Here is an 18,189-nt window from a genome sequence, read left to right on the forward strand (position 1 = left end):
GACCACAACAACCTCAATTCCTATGTGAATTTACTTACTTCACCCAAAAAACCTTTGTATTTACTGAACCATTAAAACTCTACACCAACGATCAGCTCGATAGGAAACTCTCTGTCTTCCTGGCATACAGCTAAAAAGAGGATGTACTCTTCTTTCTCCCAAATTACAGAATAAAAAGAGCAGGGGACATAAAAGCCCTCGTCGTCTTCCTCAGCGAGATAACCTCCCTCTTCTTCGTTTTCTTCTGCATCATCAAAAACAGCCAAATCATCGACTATTTTAGGCGTGCCAAATTCAACTTTTAACTCGTTTTCAAACTGACCTAGTAAAACTGAATATTCTCTCATGATCGAAGCTATCAGCTGGTCATCATGTTGCTCATCTTCTTCCTTTAAATACCGTGACTTGACAATTTCATAGTCAGCCGTATTGGCTTTTATTAGACCATTAACCAAGTTAGTTATGTCTTCTGGGATATTACACTCTTCCATAAACTATTCCTTTAACCTTCAAGCACAACGCCCACATTAAGTATCCACCATAGGTATCAAAAAACTGGGCACTTACTGACAACACCATTCTAAAAATCAACGGTTATTAAGAATTATGACATTGATATCAATTCCATTATTTTGACTCTCGCCAGGCTTCAATGGCAGTAGCCAAGTCAAACTCATTTCTGAAATTGGATTTTCTGCGAGAATAAGCTCCGGGATTGAAAGCGACACTTTCAGCCAACTCTACGATAAACCCACGACCAAAACTCTTGTAAGAAGCGATTTCTGTTTGAGTGAGCTGAATATCAACGTTAAACATCGCGACACCACCGCAAAGAACAGTTAAATACATGTCATTTTGATTCTGGAATAATAACCACGACCAGTTTTCTTCATCTACAACAAACATATCACCTCTGATGTTCATCACACTTTCACAAGCTAACCATATCAACCAGATGTTGCGCATGAGCCAAATGAAAATACCAAGCGGCGAATTGTCCACCGATTTTAATGCACATTAACTCATGTCTAGTCCGATATGCCATGCAACATTTCACCTTTATCCAGGGCATAACCTATTGCAGCTAAAAGCTTGTGCAATAGGTGTCTTTCCCCATCAGACAAGTCACTAATAAGCAGTACACCTAATTCAGTTCTGGCCTGACGCAGCTCAACAATAGAAAACTAGCTATCGCTAAACTGATCACACATCCTTCTCAGAAAGAAGTTATCTGACTTCTTAAGCAAAGCATATATTAACGGATACTCACTGAAACAAATCGAGGCCACAATGACAGGAGCGTCCTTAACATATTTACTTTTTCCAACAGCCAGATCGTACGCCATGACTTAGTTTTCCTGTCTTACTGATGAATGAGAAAAAAGGACAGCCACCTGAAATCAATACAGCCACTTTAATGTACTTTTTTGGCCCAGTTTTCATCAAAACTTGAAAGTAACATCAATAAACGCGTTTTTATGTGCATCAGTGCCAGAAGAATGCAACTTCTTACCGAGCTTTTCGGTCATTTTTGCGAGGCCAAAACCAGGAGCTCTGAATTAGCAGGCGCGCAACAGCAACATATCGTTTAAACTGAGTCATTCATATGCTCAACTGCCGCGAACGCCAACCCTGATAAGTCGTAATCTACAATTTACTAGTTTGTGAAAATACCAATAAAGTTTGCTCCGCCACACTCATTGTTTGAATAATTGTGTATTCTGATCTTCTTCCCACTCATTGCCGCTGCGAGGGCAATTGAAAAAGCTTGGTTGTAAGACTGCTCGGATTGTGACTGATTGGCAGGAAACTCAACAGATCCGTTTGCACATGGACCTGTTCCTCCACTTAACTTAACGTAAAACACATCTTTATTACCACTGGAGCTAGCGACTTCAGTAATTACCGCATTCCTTACCAACTCCCCTGCTCCACTAAAAAAAGGAGCCAAAAACAAAGCCGCACAGATTAAATGTCTCATATATTTTCCTTTAAAACTAACGTATTCATCAACGACGAATGCCTGAATGACTTCTTTACCGCGAAGCAACTAGCGAAAAATAAGCCAGAGAGTAGGACATCGTTTTGACGACACTTGTTATCTGCTATTAACTTCCGCATTATTAATCGCGAACACACCAGATATGTCACATAGTTAAGCGCTGCTTAACCTCTATTTTTTAACTAGAGTAGATTAACTTAAATTCAATCCGCTTATTATCAAACTCATTTAATATCCTGATTTTCAATTTCTCAACATCCTTTTCTTGCCATGAGTTAGCAGAAATAACTACCATTACTTTACTACTCGTTATTTTCTCTCGTATTTTACCAATATACGCTTCAATGGAAGGTTGAGGTGTTCGTGCTCTCATGAGCCCTTTTTCTGCGAGCCTTATATGCACTTCAGATACAGGAAGCGTTTCTGGTTTAACAAACAGTGAAAATAAAAACAAACACAATACCAATGTAGAAAAATAGAGTACTGGTTTCATAAAATTTCCCCTGACAAAAGACAGCAAACCGCCAATTTCCTAATTTGCTTTGCCGCTCCATCACGACTCTCTGTCTGAACAGCACTTTTGTACCCATTAAACTTGTTTTCTGCCTGTTTTACAAGGGACCGAAGCACTATAGCTGATCAACTATCTCTGCAATTTGAAGGTTACACATCACCACGAACATTCAGTGTAAATCTTTAGCTGCAACTCCCTGCACATGCTTTTGATGCCGCTTTTTAATGTGGCCACATGGCGCAGATAAAAGCCAGCCTATCGCAGGCTGGCTCTGGTTGGGCTACTGAACCTTGCTCAGACTGACTGCCATCGGTTGACCAAAAAAGCTGGTTGCATGAATTATAGTGTCACCTTTGTGATGGGTATAATGCGTATCTTCAGTGGTCCAGGTGCCTTTCACAACCACTTCAATAGGTACACTCTGAGTCGGACCATTTTTGTCCAGCTTAAGCTCAGGTGATGCTACGCTCAGCGATGCTGAATCTCCATTAAGCTGGAGTAAAAGCTGCGCTGTGGTGCTGACAGTTCGTACCGGCCCATACTTAAAGTGGGTCACGCCAGTGCTGCTGTAGCCATACAGGTTGTTGACCCGATTGCGAATATACATGCCATTTTGATCCGTTTTACGGGTATTGAAATACGGATACCGGGCCATTTTTTTCGCCAACACTTGCATTTGCTCAGGCGTGGTGTCCATCACCATCACATATTCGTAGTGTGCATCCAGTGGCGCAACGCCATGATCTATCCAGGCAGTTGTGAACAACCCTTGTGTTGCGGCTTTGGTTTTATTGTGACGCGAGCTTTGCATTGTACGAGACACATGTACTGACTCTGCCTGCTGTAAAAAATAACCCACGCCGTTTTCATCAATTAACCAGTCACCACTGCTTAATGTTACAGAAAACGCTTCTCCCACGTAACGCTTCCCATTGATCCACACGGGGCGGTTTATGTCCTTGACCGCCAACTGAAACAAAGTGGTTTCGGTGCGGTTTTGGCCATCTTTATTCGAGATGCCATTGCCAGCCAGAAACAGCATGTCATCAGCGGCCATCACGTGTTTTTCAGCTACAAAGCTGGCATCAAACTTAGCTAAGTTTTCAGGTGCCTGATGTTTGAAGGTAAACAAGCTGAATTTATCATGCAGCGAAGTTGCACCACTGATCCCTTGCTCTGAGCGCAAAGTTAAACTGTGCTTATTCGGGCTTTCCAGCGCATCATAATCAAGATGGATTGTGGTCGTACCCGGATTACGACTCCAATCCCAACCGGCTTGCTGGTAGCCAAAAGCTTCTGGGTCACCATAGGGCATAACATGCACGCTGCCATGGCTTTGATAACGGCCATAGCGGTTGTCTTTATAGTAAATTTCCGATGACCAGACATCTTTGTTGTACCCTTTGATCATCGCCATCCGCTCGCCATGACGATGCACCACAAACGCGCCGCCATTAAAACTCCAGCTGCCTTCTGGTAATTTTGCGGGTGTGATGGTCTGGCCAAATACAGATTGGCTCTGTGCCTCAGGCGTTTGACTCACTTGCAAGTAGATGGCCGCCAGCTCTTCATCGAGCGTAGGATATGCCATGGCCAGGTCACGTAATCCGCCCTGGTAATGCATGATCCCCAATTTGCTAAACGGATGTCGCCCACTCAACGCCATCGGCACAAAGGGGTTTGTATAACGCCAGCCAGCCACCATGACGGCTTTAAGGCTGTCTAATGCCTCTATGTTCAGAGAGAATGGGGTGTCTTTTAGCACTTTAGCCACCTGAGCGGCACGTTTGAAGGCATGAAACGCATAGCCCGGATAGTGACCGCGATGGCGCCAGGCCGTGCCATCCGGCCTGAAACCGTCATGGTAGCCGGAAGGTGTCTGACTCAGCGCTGCTGAAAAAAAAGCAGTAAACTTTTTGAGCAAGGCAATACGTTCTTTCACGTCCGGGTTTAACAATATCAGTGCCAGGTGCTGATTTGACAGCGTATTAAAGTAATCCAGATCGGAGCTTTCATCATTAAGCTCCATGTCAAAGCTTGACTTAAACTCTCTGGAGAACCACAACAAAGCACGATAAGTAGGCTTCAACAAAGCGTCTGATTGTAACGTATCAGCCATCATCAACGCCGAAATATACCACCAACGCGCACCATAGCCCCAGTGATGGGTGGTCACCAGACTACTGCCATCAGCATAGCCTTGGTCAATTAAATGCGCCGTCATCAAACGGTACATATTTGCAAGTTCCGTTTTATGTGCATCATAAATAGGGTGGTGATAAGCCTTAGCCAAATCCCACATCAGTTTTGTGTAATCAGCCAGTTGACGATACTCATCGAATGCAGCTCTGTCTTGCACCAAGAGATGTTTAGGTTGATAAATGGTTTTCTGGTATCCGGTAACAATATGCCGACCCGTGATCACATTATCCTGACTTTTCTCGATTTGATAGGCGTTAAACCGCTGTTGTAAAGACGCAAAACTACCCGGGCGACCCATAAACTGCGCGGTGAGGTTTTGTCTCAGCTGAGCAGCACCTTTCACTTCAACATCACTTGGCATCTCCAGGTGAACAGGTAAATCAAAGTCTATTTCCGGCAGGACATAGCGGGTTGTCACCTGGTCGTCTGACCATTGATAACGTTTGTCATCGACCGACACCATAATACGGTCGATATATATCGGCGCAGCATCATGGTTGACAGAAGCAGGCGCTGTAAATACCAACTTTTCAAATGAGGACGTGACCACTTCAGAAAAGTCCTTATTAAGTGAAACACCAATTGTGCGCCAGCCAGTAAAATTCATATTGACGTTAAGCTCACTGATCTCCTGGCCATCTTTATCCGACAAGGTCAGTGCCATACTATCTTCAACGGCTTGGGGGTTATAAATCCAGAATGACAGCACTTGGGTTGCACCCCGACCATAGGCCCGACTGGCTTCTTTATCCGTCATCCGCTTAAAAGTGTGGTTGACCGACAATGTGGGCGACGCCCCCCAGTGCCACAATAAGGACTGCTCACCATGGATAGACCGTGTTTGTGAGAGTTCAGCGGCACTTGCCTGTACATATTCCGGGATTCCTTTTCCTTCAAAACTCAGTATCTGTGACTGTAAATCGTGCGCAACCGTGTTCGCTGATACGCCTAGAGCAGTAATAGGCAAAAGAAAGCGAGTTAGATGAGCAACATAAGTGTTCTGAAGCATAATATTTATTAACCTGACATAAAAAATAACGAGTAGAACAAAAAAAGAAAACACCTTTGTACTACCGAAAAGCGCGCATAGTGCTACTAAGGTACCAACTTGTCAATACCAGTCATACTACTATCATAAAACTTTAATGGAACGGTCCAAGCCGGATATTGTTAGAGAATGTGATTGCTTACGCTGCAAAGATTAAATAACCTTTGAGATTTCAAGGTTTAAGTCGTAAAGATTGGGGCGCATAATTCACTCTGTGAGCGACATAGCTAAGAAATGGTTAATTTAAAACGCTAAAAACAACATTAAAAAGCAAAATATACAACCCCAAGTTAAAGCTCAATCATACTACTCTGCAGTCACGTACTTTACGTAGGCATTGGCCTGACAGTAGTAAAATCCATACACAACCGTTTCCCAATATGGTTGACATTGAACCCGGTTATTGTGTGATCCTTTATTCCACCAATCGAAATCACCAAACTTGGCTTTAGCCTTTTTATTCCACTCATTTATCGCGCTGCCGCGGAGTTGAGATATCGCAGTATCAAGTTGGTTTTTCCAGATAATGCGAGAAGCAGTTCCTGTGAAATACTCTCTGTTTTCAGAAGAATAAATATCAGCACCAAAACGATAAGCTTCATTTTCTTCACCTGAAACCAGGCCAATTGATGTAGCTTTATTCTGTATTTTCAGGACATTATTAGTTACGTCAGACTGAAGGCCATAACCACTCATGTTCCCACTCATAGACTCGATAACCACAGCTGACCAAGGTCCTTATATCTCTGACTTTAGCGAACACTGATTATGCTCAGCCGTGCTACATGACAGTATTTCAGAATGAACAATATCGCCGTTCTTGTTGTGGAAACTCACATCAAAATCACCGTATTCCGTACCTTCTGAATGAGCAGCAACATGCAACTCAAGACCACTAACCTGTGATACTTCCGTTGCCATAACACTCCATGCACTTGAAACGGTGAGCAAAGCAGATAGCAATATCGATTTTTTATACATTTTAAAACCTCAATTATTTGGTAGTTAAACAATATCGTATGGCAAAGCCACTTAGTTAAGCTTATGGTCGTCCGTGTCACCTTTCGCCTCCCCATCTGGTGATAATTAAGCAATGACAACAAATAAATTAAACGCAAAACTGGTTTTTATAGGTAGGCGTGACTAATCAGAACGAAAAACAATACAAAGTGATATGTATCAAATTAAAGGGCCACTCACAAAGCGAGATGATCCACCGGAACAGTCTTAAAAAAATTGAAGACACACGCTATTTTCTCGACAATTCAACCTCTGTAAAAGATGCAGAGATCCTGATAAAAAGTCATAAAAATCTAGCGCTAAGAAGGGGGTAGGCTATCCTGAATAATGTTTAAAGGATGAAAAGGTGACCTATGCAACAAATACTTAAGCTCTTACTGTCTATTGTAATCGTGGTCATTACCTTTATCGCTTCAGCGACCCTTGCTGGCATGCTGGCCGAATACGCAGGTTGGTGGAAAAAGCCTGTCATAGGTGGCGTTGCCGCGGCTTGTGTGGTGCTTTCTGGTTATATGAGTGCGCCCGGGCATAAACTGTATTATGCTGCAGCCTGGTTAGTGATTGGTGCGGTGGTGGCCGCAGTGATGTCTAACATATTTATGTATGACGAAGATGCCAATACGTCGGCACCTTTGTATATCACCTATGCCAGCGGGGCTTTAGCCTTACTGCTTTGCTGGGCCAGAGAGCGCAATCGGCATGTATTTCGCTAAAAGGAGCAAATGACAAGCGAGCTTCAAAGCTGCCCTGAGCATACAATGGCTCACAGGTGAGAACACTCTACGCTTAGCGCCCGCTACTAAGTACTTTACTGTGCAATCACTTCTTTAATGAGCGGGTACTCATGTGTTGCCTGACACCCGTCAACATATATTTTTATTGGTTTACCCGTAACATAAGCAGACAACAACAGTGTATATGTTTCTTTAAATAATTTTTCATCTGCACTTAAAAATAAGTTTGTTCCTCTCGTACAGCCACCAGAAACCATGTTTTCATGAGTAAAATAAATGCCATTTCTAGTTGGCTTTGGGTACACTTTCGTGATTTTTCCTGCCTGATTCCATTCTCCAGCCACCGAGCCAAAAGACGAAAAAGCCATTAACACTACTGCTATTATTTTTTTCATTTTCTCTATTTCCTTTCACATTTTATTTTTATATATAAATTAAGCTGGGCGCAAAAAAACCGTTCCGAATAACAATTATTCAAAAAAACACACTTTTACAACACCAAAGCCAATACTAAAGTTAATGAATTTTCTGGTAAGTTTTATTTTAAACAACCCCCTAGTTTTTAAAGTGATTAATATATCAATAAATAGACCATCCAAATTAGCGTTTATTGAGTTGCTGGCCAGGGAACACAAACAGCACCACAGTTAACCTAGTCAGTAACGGTGATAGCGTACTATTAAACAGGCGTCCGACTTTTACTGGCCTTAATTGAGTACAACATCGGTACTTGCTGACCTTGATGCAGCTTTTGATACCCCAACTCAGGCACGAACTCCAGCCCCTCAAAGCAATCATACGGGCTATATGGGTGCTCAACAAAAGACTCAATATTCAGACCCGCACCAATCAGCGCGTTGACCACATCACTGACCGAGTGGGTCCAGGTCACGGTAGTGGCTTTAGTGCCATCACAGTTTTCTGTGTAGGTACCCTCTTCTTCAATATCAGGCGCACCATGAGGAAAATATGCATAGCCTGCCAGCAGGTCATTAATGGGATGAAACTCAACCAGGTGAAACACTCCACCCACTTTTAGTGCGCCGGCCACTGTCTTTGCCCATGCAGTTAAATCGGGCAACCAACACAAAACACCGTATGAAGTGAACACGATATCAAACTGACGCATATTGCTTTGGCCAAAGTGGATCACATCACTTTCGATAAACTCCGCTTTTAAACCAAGCGCATCTTTAAGGGTGTTAGCTTGCGCAATGGCACTTGCTGATAGGTCTACCCCGGTTACATCGGCACCCAAACGTGCCCAGGATAGTGTATCCTGGCCAAAGTGACATTGCAGATGCAATAAAGACTTGCTCTTCACAGGTCCCACTTGCGCCAGTTCAACCGGGTTCAGTGAACATTGCCCGGCCTTGAATCCGTCCACATCATAAAATTCTGATGCTACGTGTACCTGGGTTCTTTTATCCCAGGCTGACTTATTAATACTCAAATAATCCATCGTCTTTCCATGCGTTATGTATCTATTCAGAGGGGGTTAACTTTATCTAAATACCCTGACTCTGACCAGTTTAGTGAGTGACAACTCAGCTGTTCTTACAATCACTTTTTGCAGCGACAATTACCCAAACCCCCTAATCTTCCCAATGGCAGTCTTGGTAGTAAGATTTAATTGAATCTGGCGATATGTCTGCTAGTGGCTCACCGGCATCATACCCGGCAGCGAAGAACAAGAAGGTACGAAAAGGCGATTCAAACTGAAGAAGTGCACACCCCAGATCAGTGAAGTAAAGCGATCCGCCCTGCGATTGCCCGTAGCAATTGCTTTGGCCCGCAAAAAAAAGCGCTGCCTCTAACTTATCCAGCTTAAGGACATCATTGCCAGCAAAAACCAGGCTCTGTTCAACAGAAGAAGGGTCGATTGAAAACGCGACCAGTTTTCCGCCTTGATACTGCAGGTCACTAATACCTGACACCCCTGCACACAATGCGTTTACTTCAGACTTGGACATCCCGAATTTCAGCGCGCCAAGTCCAACAAGGGGTTCAAAAATAAATTCCACAATGGTATTCCTTTTAAATCTCTGATCTCATCAACCAGAATGATATTTGGGTACTCAAAACAAGTAATTACTACAGGTCTAATCCCAGTTTTTTGTGCAGAGACTCATCCGCAGGTATATACACCGACTCTTTCGGCGTACACAGCAAGTCCAGTCTGCCATTTTTTATATTTTCTCTTTGCTCATTAACAAATTCCGAAATATCGGATATATCCAATATCCAGTCACGGGCATAACTCTGAACCGTTTCGCCTTTGATACCCAACTGGATCGCCCTGCGTGCTTGCTTGTCACCATATGGTCCATGATCAGGGTCCCATTGCAGGCGCACATCTGATCCTGTCATCGCCGACTTCCACTCATCCCGGGTTTGGTATTGACTCTGTTCAAAGGAAGAGGGTACGGAGTGCGCAAGTATGCTGTCGAATGCCGCGCGACGAATTTTAACGGCCAGTGTGAGCTCTTGATTTACTTTAGTTCCCCAGCCCGAACGGTACATCATCCATAGAAAGTTGGGCTTTATCCACGTCATCCTGGTGAAACTAAAGTCACCACCAAATGTTTGATGTTTAGCAGCATACTGACCAATCGATTGATTGTATGCCTGATATACAGTGACAGATTCTTCATCGTGTTGTGCCAGTATCACTTTTCCTTCTTTTGGCCACCGGGCCAGCTGCGCCTGATAACTGTCACAGCGTATATTATTTTTAACCACTTACTTTTAACCTACTCCTGTAAAGGGACTTTCTATAATTGATGACCTGTAACTGAGCACCCAAACTATCATGCGGCAGTAATACTGCCTCACCTGTGATGCCAGGCACAGCGGCCACTAAAATCATCCATTATGCAAAAGAAGGGTTATTTTACACTAATCAGTTACTTGATGTCAGGAATAGTGATAAATATCATGGAGATAGAAAGAAGAAACGTGGTTTTCAGGGCGATTTTCACACAAGCACCTGCATGAAGCTTTTGTAAGCACTCAGGCTCTGCATTTTTGATACGACCAATTTAAATGCGTGCTTGTTTTAAACAGGGCTTTTATATCAGGCCTTATAATATGTTCGCAGGTGCAGGGCAAACTCCGATATCTTCAATACTCTAAGTTTGCCCTTTTTTGTGCACTCAGTTCCTCACCGCGATTTTTAATCTGTCGTTTTCACTGGTCAGTATTCCTTTTCTGCACTGCTCGGCTGCCAATCGGTTCACTCTCTCTACGGCTTGAGCGGTGGCACGCTGAAATCCAAGTAACCCAAGCGCAGCAGATGCTGAGTCTGTCATATTGATAGCGTGAGCATCTCGTACCGTCAATAAAAGTGCATTGGTCAGCTCAGCATCACAGACGTTTTCCAGTTTTTTCATAGAGGCGTCTGTAGCATCCCAATTCCTTAACTTTACTGTGGACACCCCCTTGGGCCATAGTACCGTGTTATCATCTTTTTGAATCGCTCCCTTGCCTGCTAAACCATCAATGGCCTGATCCACTATCCGTTTTATTTTACTTCCCACACGAGACAAACCAGCAGCATTAGCCAAACGACTTGCAACGATAGAAGCAAAGATTGGATATTCACTTGCTACAACTCGCTCAATCGCATGCTCTATTGCACTTAATGGAATAGCACTAAAATCATCAACCTTGGGCATGTTGAGTTCAGAAACATCCACTTTTTTATAAGGGGTTTTGCACGCATCGAATGTCGCCTCTTCTGCTACTTCACTTCTTTGTATTACCGGGGCTGTATCTTGAGGCTCGGTTTCTGTAGTCATAGATAAAGTATCAGCCAATACCGCTGCCTGTTCAGTGCCATCTTCCAGTGCAGCAATGTGTGCATCGTGACTCAATATGGCTTCTTCAATCACCTCTTTCAGTCTGTGCAGCTCCGATTTTGGATCTCTGTACCAGTCGGTTGACCAGATACGCGCAAATTTCCATCCTAACCCTTCTAATACGCTTTGTCTCAACCGCTCCCGGTCCCTGGCAGAAACCGCTTCATAGTAACCCGCGCCATCATACTCAAATGCCAAAACATATTGCTCAGGATAACTTGGGTGGCGTATTGCCAAGTCAATAAAATACCCCTGATTTCCCACTTGTGCCGCAACGTCAAAACCCAAGCTTTGAATGGCATCTTGCAGTACACGACCAAAAGCAAAATTTGCTTCCTGCTCGCCGTCAACAGCCGTTTCTGATTTGTTGAATTCAGCAAACTCTAAAAACGCCTGCAATGCACGCAGCCCGAATGGGCTACCACTATCCACTCTGAGCTCTTGCCCATGGAAGTTCGCAAAGACCTCCATAGACAACCTAGCCCTGGATATTAATACATTGAGTCTACGCTCTCCCCCTGGCTTGTTTAACAAACCAAAGTTCTGGCTTATCTGGCCCGACTTCGTTTTTCCATAACAAATACTAATAAAGATGACGTCTCGTTCATCACCCTGAACGTTCTCAAGGTTCTTTACAAAAAACTCATCACCACCAGCATGGCGTTCAAAGAACCCATCAGTTTCTGGATGTAAACGACGCACTTTCTCAAGCTCCAGAATGATTGCATCGCGCTGAGACAAACTAAAAGCAACAATACCAAGCGATAAATGGGGTTTGGTCAGAGCGTGCTTAAGCACAGCCGCTACCACCGCTTTTACTTCTCCGGGGTTAGTTCTTGACCCCCCTTTTTCGTACCAGCTCTCTGGCAAATAGTGGAACTTCAGCCCGGTTGCATCACGATGAAACCCGGGGCTCGGAAATGCGATCAACTCATTTTTGTAAAACTGATCATTTGAAACGGCTATTAACGAATCGTGGCGTGAACGATAATGCCACTTCAACATATGGCTTGGCGCACCTTTAGATTCCATGAGTGCCAGTATGCTCTCAATGTCAGCGGTATCACTCTTTTCAAGCTCTTCGTCTTCCAACTCCACCGACTTCGCAAATAAGCTATTGGGTGGCATCTGCTTACTATCGCCAACTACAATCACCTGACTCCCCCGCATCATCGCCCCCAATGCATCTGGAGCAGGGATCTGGCTGGCTTCATCAAAAACAATCAAATCAAATTCCAGCGCACCTTGCTTAAGGTAAGTTGCGATAGACATAGGGCTCATCATAAAGATAGGTTTAATCTGTTGAATAACATGGCCCGCTTCACTTAATAATTTTCGCAAAGGAATATGGCGCGTCTTCTTACTGAGCTCCCGCAGTACCAGTTCCATTTCTCCTTTTGCATTTTTATTCGGTAACTGTTCAAACAACTGACCGACAAGCTTTTCCTGAGCGAAAAACAGACTTTCTTCGTCCACTTTTTTGAAATCTTTGATGGTCTTTTCGTGCTTTGTCCGGTCAAATTGTCGGATAGAGGCGGAGTTAGCATACGCATAATCAACCAAGCCCTGGTAATAGCTTTTCTCAAACACGTGCAACAAGGCTTCCGGGGGCTCTTTCCAGTTGAAGGCCAGTTTTACGAAAGGCTGGACCTGATATTGCTCAAGCGCAGTAACTATCTGGTTATATCGTGCAAACTCATACAGCTGCTCTGGCTTATTCCAACTCGCTATAAGATCAGACAAAGAACCAAATTTCATTGTCGCAAGTTCATACTCTGACCTTTGCGGGTCTATCGCAACGATTTCTGTTAATCGATTACACAGGTGTAACGACTCATTATGCAATCGTTTCAGCCCTTCTGACTCATTCAGTAGCAGTTGTTTATCTACACCTGCATCAATTACTTTCGCCAGCTTCAATTGCAGCTGACCACTGTTCACTTTTTGATAGTAGCCGCAGATCCATTCAAAAACCCGTTTGAGCTCTGCCAAGTCAGAGTGCTCTCCCTGCCATAGCGTGCCAAAAGCACTCGATAGAAACGTATAGTAGGTATCAAACTCGCGTTTCGCACTTTTATACTCCAACACCGTATCTAATAACTCTAACCACTTTGCTGGGTTGCTCGGCAAAGTACCTTTGTACAGGCCAGAGAGCTTAGTTTTCGCTTTTCTGAAACCAGGCGACAAAAAGCGCCACCATTTATCCGTTTTTCCAACTAACCCTTCACGGATACTCAGTAAATCGGCCTCAAACACAAGTGCAATAAACTCTGCTTGAACTGCCTTTTTAAGCAACATGGCGCGCTCAAGACTCTCCAGGCCACGTACTACCTGTTGCTCGTCCGAAACCCACACAGCGTTATCTACTTGTACGCCATGAAGCTCAGGCACCTCAGACAACCAATGAGCGGTGGAAATCAATTGAGATACTGCCTGCAAGCTGTCGGGGCTTTCAAGCTGTATGTGGTCTGCAACCGTTTGACTATGAGCAACCACTGCTGTTATTTCATCGCTCAATGCGAGCATCTCAGCGGATAACGACTGATGCATCGCGGGAGAAAAGTCCTGTCTGGTAGACATAGCAAACGGGTGTGCGGCTGGCTCCCCCATTTGCTGTATCTGCTGGACCAGTTCGTCAACAATTTTTATTACTTGATGGTATGTTTCGTCTGTCCATTGTGAAAACAAGCTAAATGGCAACAGTGGTATTGGTTTGCCTGTTGACGCTTGCTCAAGCTGCATCAGCTTACCCAATGCACTGATATAATTGATTTTGCTATTGAGAATGGGCACTCGCACTTCTTTCGCATAAGAATCCAGTAGTGATTTGGCGGCTGTAAGCTCAGCAAACTCTTGCCCTCTGTCTACTATCTGGGGCTTGCCTTGTGCCAGTGACTCTGAGATAGAAGCCAGTACCACTTTCTTGGTACTTTTGTGGCTGTGCAGCTCGAGTACGGCAAGCCCGAGGTGAGTTTCATCAAGCCGCTTCTTCACCACCTCCAGTGCCGCCATTTTCTGTGCCACAAACAGCACTTTTTTACCCAAAGCAACTGCCTCAGCAATGATGTTGGTAATGGTTTGAGACTTGCCAGTACCAGGTGGACCCTGAATGATAAAATCAGCACCCGACTTCATTGCCAAAATCGCCGCTATCTGACTGGAGTCTGCATCTATTACCAAATGAAGCTTTTCTGGGTGCGCCAATTCACTGGTGTTGTAATCGGTTGCTGAGCTAAACCCCTCACTCAGAAGGCGTGTCATGAGCGGCAGCTGTCCAGGTTTTTTTCCTTCTGGCCAGCCACTTGGATCTAAATCCATATACATTTGAAACTTGCCGAACGAGAAGAGCCCCAGACCGATTTTATCCGGGTGGACTGTCCAGCTTGATTGCTTCCCGACAGCATTCGCAACTGCTTGATAATAGTCTGCTAAAGTAGTTTCAACCGTGTAAGTAGGTAATTGTAGTTTGATTTCGGTTCTCAATTTTGCGGCCAGCGTCAGGTTAGAGCCCAGCTCCTCACCCGTATATTTCAGCTTAAAGCTATCCCTCGCGGACGACCTTGTAAGCTTTACGGGGACCAGGATCAAAGGTGCGTATCGCGACACACGCGTATTGGACGGTTCATGCCATTGCAAAAACCCAAGCCCCAGGTACATTACTTCTATACCCTGCTCTTGCAGCATTGTATGTGCATCCGCCTCTAATTTTAAAAGTGCCTTATCAAGCTTTGCAGGCATAAGCCCGGTTTGAAGATACTTATCGCTAAATCGTGCCTCCCCCTTTTGCTGCTCCAAATACAAATCCAGCGGAGGTAACTCAGTGTCTTCATCAGACTGAAAAAAAGTGCTTTGATCATCGTCGCTGATGTTGTTTTGATAAGCCTTTGGTAATGGCAAAAAGCTCATTGTTTTCTCTTTTTCGACAAGCAACTCAAAAACTTGCTCAGACTTTTCGTCTATTATATCTATCGCTTTTCCACTGCTACGATAGTTTAGCTGTGGGTTTGCCCGCAGCCCCATATCAAGCAACTCCAGTCGTGCACTTTCCAATTTCTGCTCAATCATCATAAACAACCCTTGTAATAACTTACCCAGCCAACCTTGAATAAATAGAATAAAAATAGAGCTAACAATAAAGCGTAGAGCCACAAGAGTGGTTTTGCCACTTCATAAGCAAGTCAGATAGTTGTTTTGAGAGAAGTTTAATAGAGCCAAATTAGTTAAAGTATGGAATAAACGAATAGATAGCAGTTACATATATGCTGCTTCCTAAGCGGAGCCTGGATAGTAGGTAAATGACAAAGTGCATAAATAACCGACGATTTGTGGTTCAAGTTTTACCCTAGCCGGTAAGACCTGCTCAAAGTCTGTTTGAAGGTATTAGTTTAAATACTTCTGATTCCCTCGGATAAGTTTAGCAGCGAATGAATACTGATGATTGACAGAGCTACAAATTATGATAACTCTACACTACGAATCTCTTTTAAGCAGTAATTGCCATGAAATACAGATTGTTATATGCCATTTTTCTGGTGTGCTGTATGTCAGCAACCTATGCGAGTGAGACACAGAAACCTGTTAACCTAAAACAACTGCACCAGATCATTGAGCAGGCAGAAAGGTTAGTAGTAAAAGATCCAATAAACGCACTGGTGCAATTTGAATCCGAAAAAAGAGAAGACTTATCAGCTTTGAAAAACAGCCTGGTAATTGAACGCCCCGAAACAGAGCGACTCTGTTTATGCGTGGGTAATCCCGTAATTTATTTGTACAAAGGTGATAAAGAGCTAGGAGCTTTATCATATATTAGTGGTAACTATATACGCTTCTCACACTGGAACAGTGATGCGTCTGTAGTCGATACAGATAAATTGCTGACCTGGTTTGATGATCGCGGCGTGCCGTGGCCACGACAGATGTTTGATACGCAAAGGAAAGAGCAAGTACAAAACCAGAAAAATGAGCAGCGCTGGCTTGGTGCAATGCCCTCATCAATCAGTGCAGTCTGGACAAAGATCCTAACCCCTTATGGCACAAGAGATGCGCAGCGATTGATGGCTCCATTCACAGCTGCAATACCAGATAAACGCCTACAGGTCCTGGCTTTACTCGAATGGTATGGCTCCGGCGCTGGACCTTGGTCAGGTTATCCATCCTATGAGGATGTTGCAAGGAAAATGCTGTTTAACTACACAACGGCTAACATCATCTCAATCATTAACTCAACCCAGCTAAGTACAGCACAGACAGAAGGAGCAGCTAGGTTTTTTGGAGGTTGGGACTTTTCGCAAAAACGACCCGATAACCTGGAAAAGGTGCCTGATACACTCAAGGAACAATTATGGGAGCACGTATCATCAACAATGGATAAAGATAAACTTGCCAGGGCAAGGCGCGCATTTAAAAAATAACACTAACTCCAGCACATTCCTTGCACAGATACTCGTAGTAGCGCCAAAACCAGCTGAAAAATCTTTGCACTGGTGTCTGTTATTTACATTCTGATGCTGATTTAACCTACAACCTTAACCTACTACAGCGAGCCGATGTGACATGGAAGTTGACTATTATATCGGCGAGGTTTTTACCAACCGTCAGGTCAACAATAATTTTTGCCCCGGAGTCTAAGTATTTCTTTAGTACATCGTGCGTACAGACAAAGTTCAGCGTCTTTGCTTTGTATTGGCTTTTCTTTTTTTCAAATAATGCGTCGCTTCGGCTAAAGCCTTCAATACCGATATTTAGTGAGCCCACATCTGTTGAGTCATAAAAAGAGAGTAGCTTAGCTTTATCTCCATCTCTAAGGAGCAACTGAGAAACATCCCCTTCAAGCCTGACATGTTCATTCTCACTATTAGTCGCTTTGTATATTATTAAAAGAATCAGCCCCAATGCCACGACAAACACATGTAACAACTGTCTGCTTTTTTGATTCAAAACATATCTCCGGAAAACCTATTAATCATCATCACAAGCGCCCTCAATGAGAAAGCGTATTTATCAGTGACTGAGCTCCACCTTACGCACAGCTTCGCCACATATCACCTGAGTAATTAGGCAAAACTAACCCCCCTACGCCTCGCGAAGCGTCCCCAATAAAGGCATCATACCAGAATCATCCCTTAGATCTTTAGAAAGGATGTCCATCAATCACAAACAGAAAATATACCATAATCAAATCAAATTTAGGGCCCCCCGCTATCTCCTTGCACAATTTAGCCACATTGTGCACATTTCAAAAATTGAGCATAAAGCATTAAATTTTAAGGACTTCATAATGAGTGAGAACAAAATTCAAACAGCCTTTTGGCCTTAATTCAGGTGAAATGTGCAAATAATGTGAAAGTTGCAGTGTGGGCTTTGTGATTATTGCAATTTTGGGCTACCTTCCTCAGACAGGCTTAAAATAGCAAACCTTTCGAAAGGAAGGGACGCAAAGCTTCCGGTCTAAGGTGCGTACTAAGATAGCGGGGTTGCTGAATGCCAATGAGTATAAATGAAGCGTAAACCAATTTGCTTAATTAAGTGGGCAACTTTGAAGCGAGAAAATATTGCCGATAACAAGGCGAGAATTTTGATGTTTAGCTGGGCTAATTGAAAAATTTTTAACACAGTTAGCGTCAGATTTGCTCCTTTAAATTGAACACGTATTAAGTGAAGTTGGTGTTATGTGCATACTGTTGTTTTGTATGCGCATTGCGTAGCATATTGGTATTCACGCCAATGGCATGAGCTGTCATACCTCCCTCTTTTGGTCTCTCCTCATACCTGAACTTGCTCTTGCTATTGCAGCCTGTTAGCTCTGGTCA

At 43.7% G+C, this 18,189-nt stretch carries 15 protein-coding genes and 1 riboswitch; of the genes, 2 read left to right on the forward strand and 13 right to left on the reverse strand.

The window, feature by feature from the left end:
- Positions 1-71 precede the first annotated feature (71 nt).
- From CWC22_RS22945 to CWC22_RS22975, 7 genes are all read right to left on the reverse strand, one after another.
- Complete coding sequence (locus CWC22_RS22945; protein ID WP_138537200.1) at positions 72-491, reverse strand: hypothetical protein; 420 nt, start codon at positions 489-491, stop codon at positions 72-74.
- Positions 492-627: 136 nt separating this feature from the next.
- Positions 628-906, reverse strand: coding sequence for a hypothetical protein (locus CWC22_RS22950; RefSeq protein ID WP_138537198.1), 279 nt, complete (start codon positions 904-906; stop codon positions 628-630).
- A 751-nt stretch (positions 907-1,657) separates the two neighbouring features.
- A complete protein-coding gene (locus CWC22_RS22955; protein ID WP_138537196.1) occupies positions 1,658-1,981 on the reverse strand; it encodes a DUF5992 family protein in 324 nt (107 codons plus the stop codon).
- Positions 1,982-2,180: 199 nt separating this feature from the next.
- On the reverse strand, positions 2,181-2,495 hold the full coding sequence (locus CWC22_RS22960) for a hypothetical protein (protein ID WP_138537194.1): 315 nt from the start codon (positions 2,493-2,495) through the stop codon (positions 2,181-2,183).
- A 301-nt stretch (positions 2,496-2,796) separates the two neighbouring features.
- Positions 2,797-5,727: a chondroitinase family polysaccharide lyase gene (locus CWC22_RS22965; protein WP_138537192.1), complete on the reverse strand. Its 2,931-nt coding sequence runs from the start codon at positions 5,725-5,727 to the stop codon at positions 2,797-2,799.
- A 345-nt stretch (positions 5,728-6,072) separates the two neighbouring features.
- On the reverse strand, positions 6,073-6,462 hold the full coding sequence (locus CWC22_RS22970; RefSeq protein ID WP_138537189.1) for a hypothetical protein: 390 nt from the start codon (positions 6,460-6,462) through the stop codon (positions 6,073-6,075).
- Between the two features lie 42 nt (positions 6,463-6,504).
- Positions 6,505-6,687, reverse strand: coding sequence for a hypothetical protein (locus CWC22_RS22975; protein WP_138537187.1), 183 nt, complete (start codon positions 6,685-6,687; stop codon positions 6,505-6,507).
- A 452-nt stretch (positions 6,688-7,139) separates the two neighbouring features.
- On the opposite strand from CWC22_RS22975, the gene CWC22_RS22980 reads away from it, so the two are divergent.
- Entirely contained in the window at positions 7,140-7,499 is a 360-nt protein-coding gene (locus CWC22_RS22980) for a hypothetical protein (RefSeq protein ID WP_138537185.1), read from the forward strand.
- Positions 7,500-7,594: 95 nt separating this feature from the next.
- On the opposite strand, the gene CWC22_RS22985 is transcribed toward CWC22_RS22980, so the two are convergent.
- The 5 genes from CWC22_RS22985 to CWC22_RS23005 form a co-directional block, all read right to left on the reverse strand.
- Entirely contained in the window at positions 7,595-7,915 is a 321-nt protein-coding gene (locus CWC22_RS22985) for a hypothetical protein (protein ID WP_138537183.1), read from the reverse strand.
- Positions 7,916-8,199: 284 nt separating this feature from the next.
- Complete coding sequence (locus tag CWC22_RS22990) at positions 8,200-8,982, reverse strand: class I SAM-dependent methyltransferase (RefSeq protein ID WP_138537181.1); 783 nt, start codon at positions 8,980-8,982, stop codon at positions 8,200-8,202.
- 133 nt (positions 8,983-9,115) lie between these two features.
- The gene (locus tag CWC22_RS22995) at positions 9,116-9,544 is read right to left on the reverse strand and encodes a hypothetical protein (RefSeq protein ID WP_138537178.1); all 429 of its coding nucleotides are present in this window, start codon (positions 9,542-9,544) and stop codon (positions 9,116-9,118) included.
- 70 nt (positions 9,545-9,614) lie between these two features.
- Positions 9,615-10,262 carry a DUF4291 domain-containing protein gene (locus CWC22_RS23000; protein ID WP_138537176.1) on the reverse strand — a complete coding sequence of 216 codons (648 nt, stop codon included), beginning with the start codon at positions 10,260-10,262 and terminating at the stop codon, positions 9,615-9,617.
- 413 nt (positions 10,263-10,675) lie between these two features.
- Entirely contained in the window at positions 10,676-15,448 is a 4,773-nt protein-coding gene (locus tag CWC22_RS23005) for a DUF3320 domain-containing protein (RefSeq protein WP_138537174.1), read from the reverse strand.
- A 431-nt stretch (positions 15,449-15,879) separates the two neighbouring features.
- On the opposite strand from CWC22_RS23005, the gene CWC22_RS23010 reads away from it, so the two are divergent.
- Positions 15,880-16,791, forward strand: coding sequence for a hypothetical protein (locus CWC22_RS23010; protein WP_138537172.1), 912 nt, complete (start codon positions 15,880-15,882; stop codon positions 16,789-16,791).
- A gap of 106 nt (positions 16,792-16,897) precedes the next feature.
- Here CWC22_RS23010 and CWC22_RS23015 read toward each other — a convergent pair whose 3' ends face one another.
- Positions 16,898-17,317 carry a hypothetical protein gene (locus CWC22_RS23015; RefSeq protein ID WP_125560565.1) on the reverse strand — a complete coding sequence of 140 codons (420 nt, stop codon included), beginning with the start codon at positions 17,315-17,317 and terminating at the stop codon, positions 16,898-16,900.
- A 461-nt stretch (positions 17,318-17,778) separates the two neighbouring features.
- Positions 17,779-17,861: riboswitch (cyclic di-GMP riboswitch) on the forward strand.
- Positions 17,862-18,189: the final 328 nt, after the last annotated feature.

The organism is Pseudoalteromonas rubra, from assembly GCF_005886805.2.
GTDB classification, from domain to species: Bacteria; Pseudomonadota; Gammaproteobacteria; order Enterobacterales; family Alteromonadaceae; genus Pseudoalteromonas; species Pseudoalteromonas rubra_D.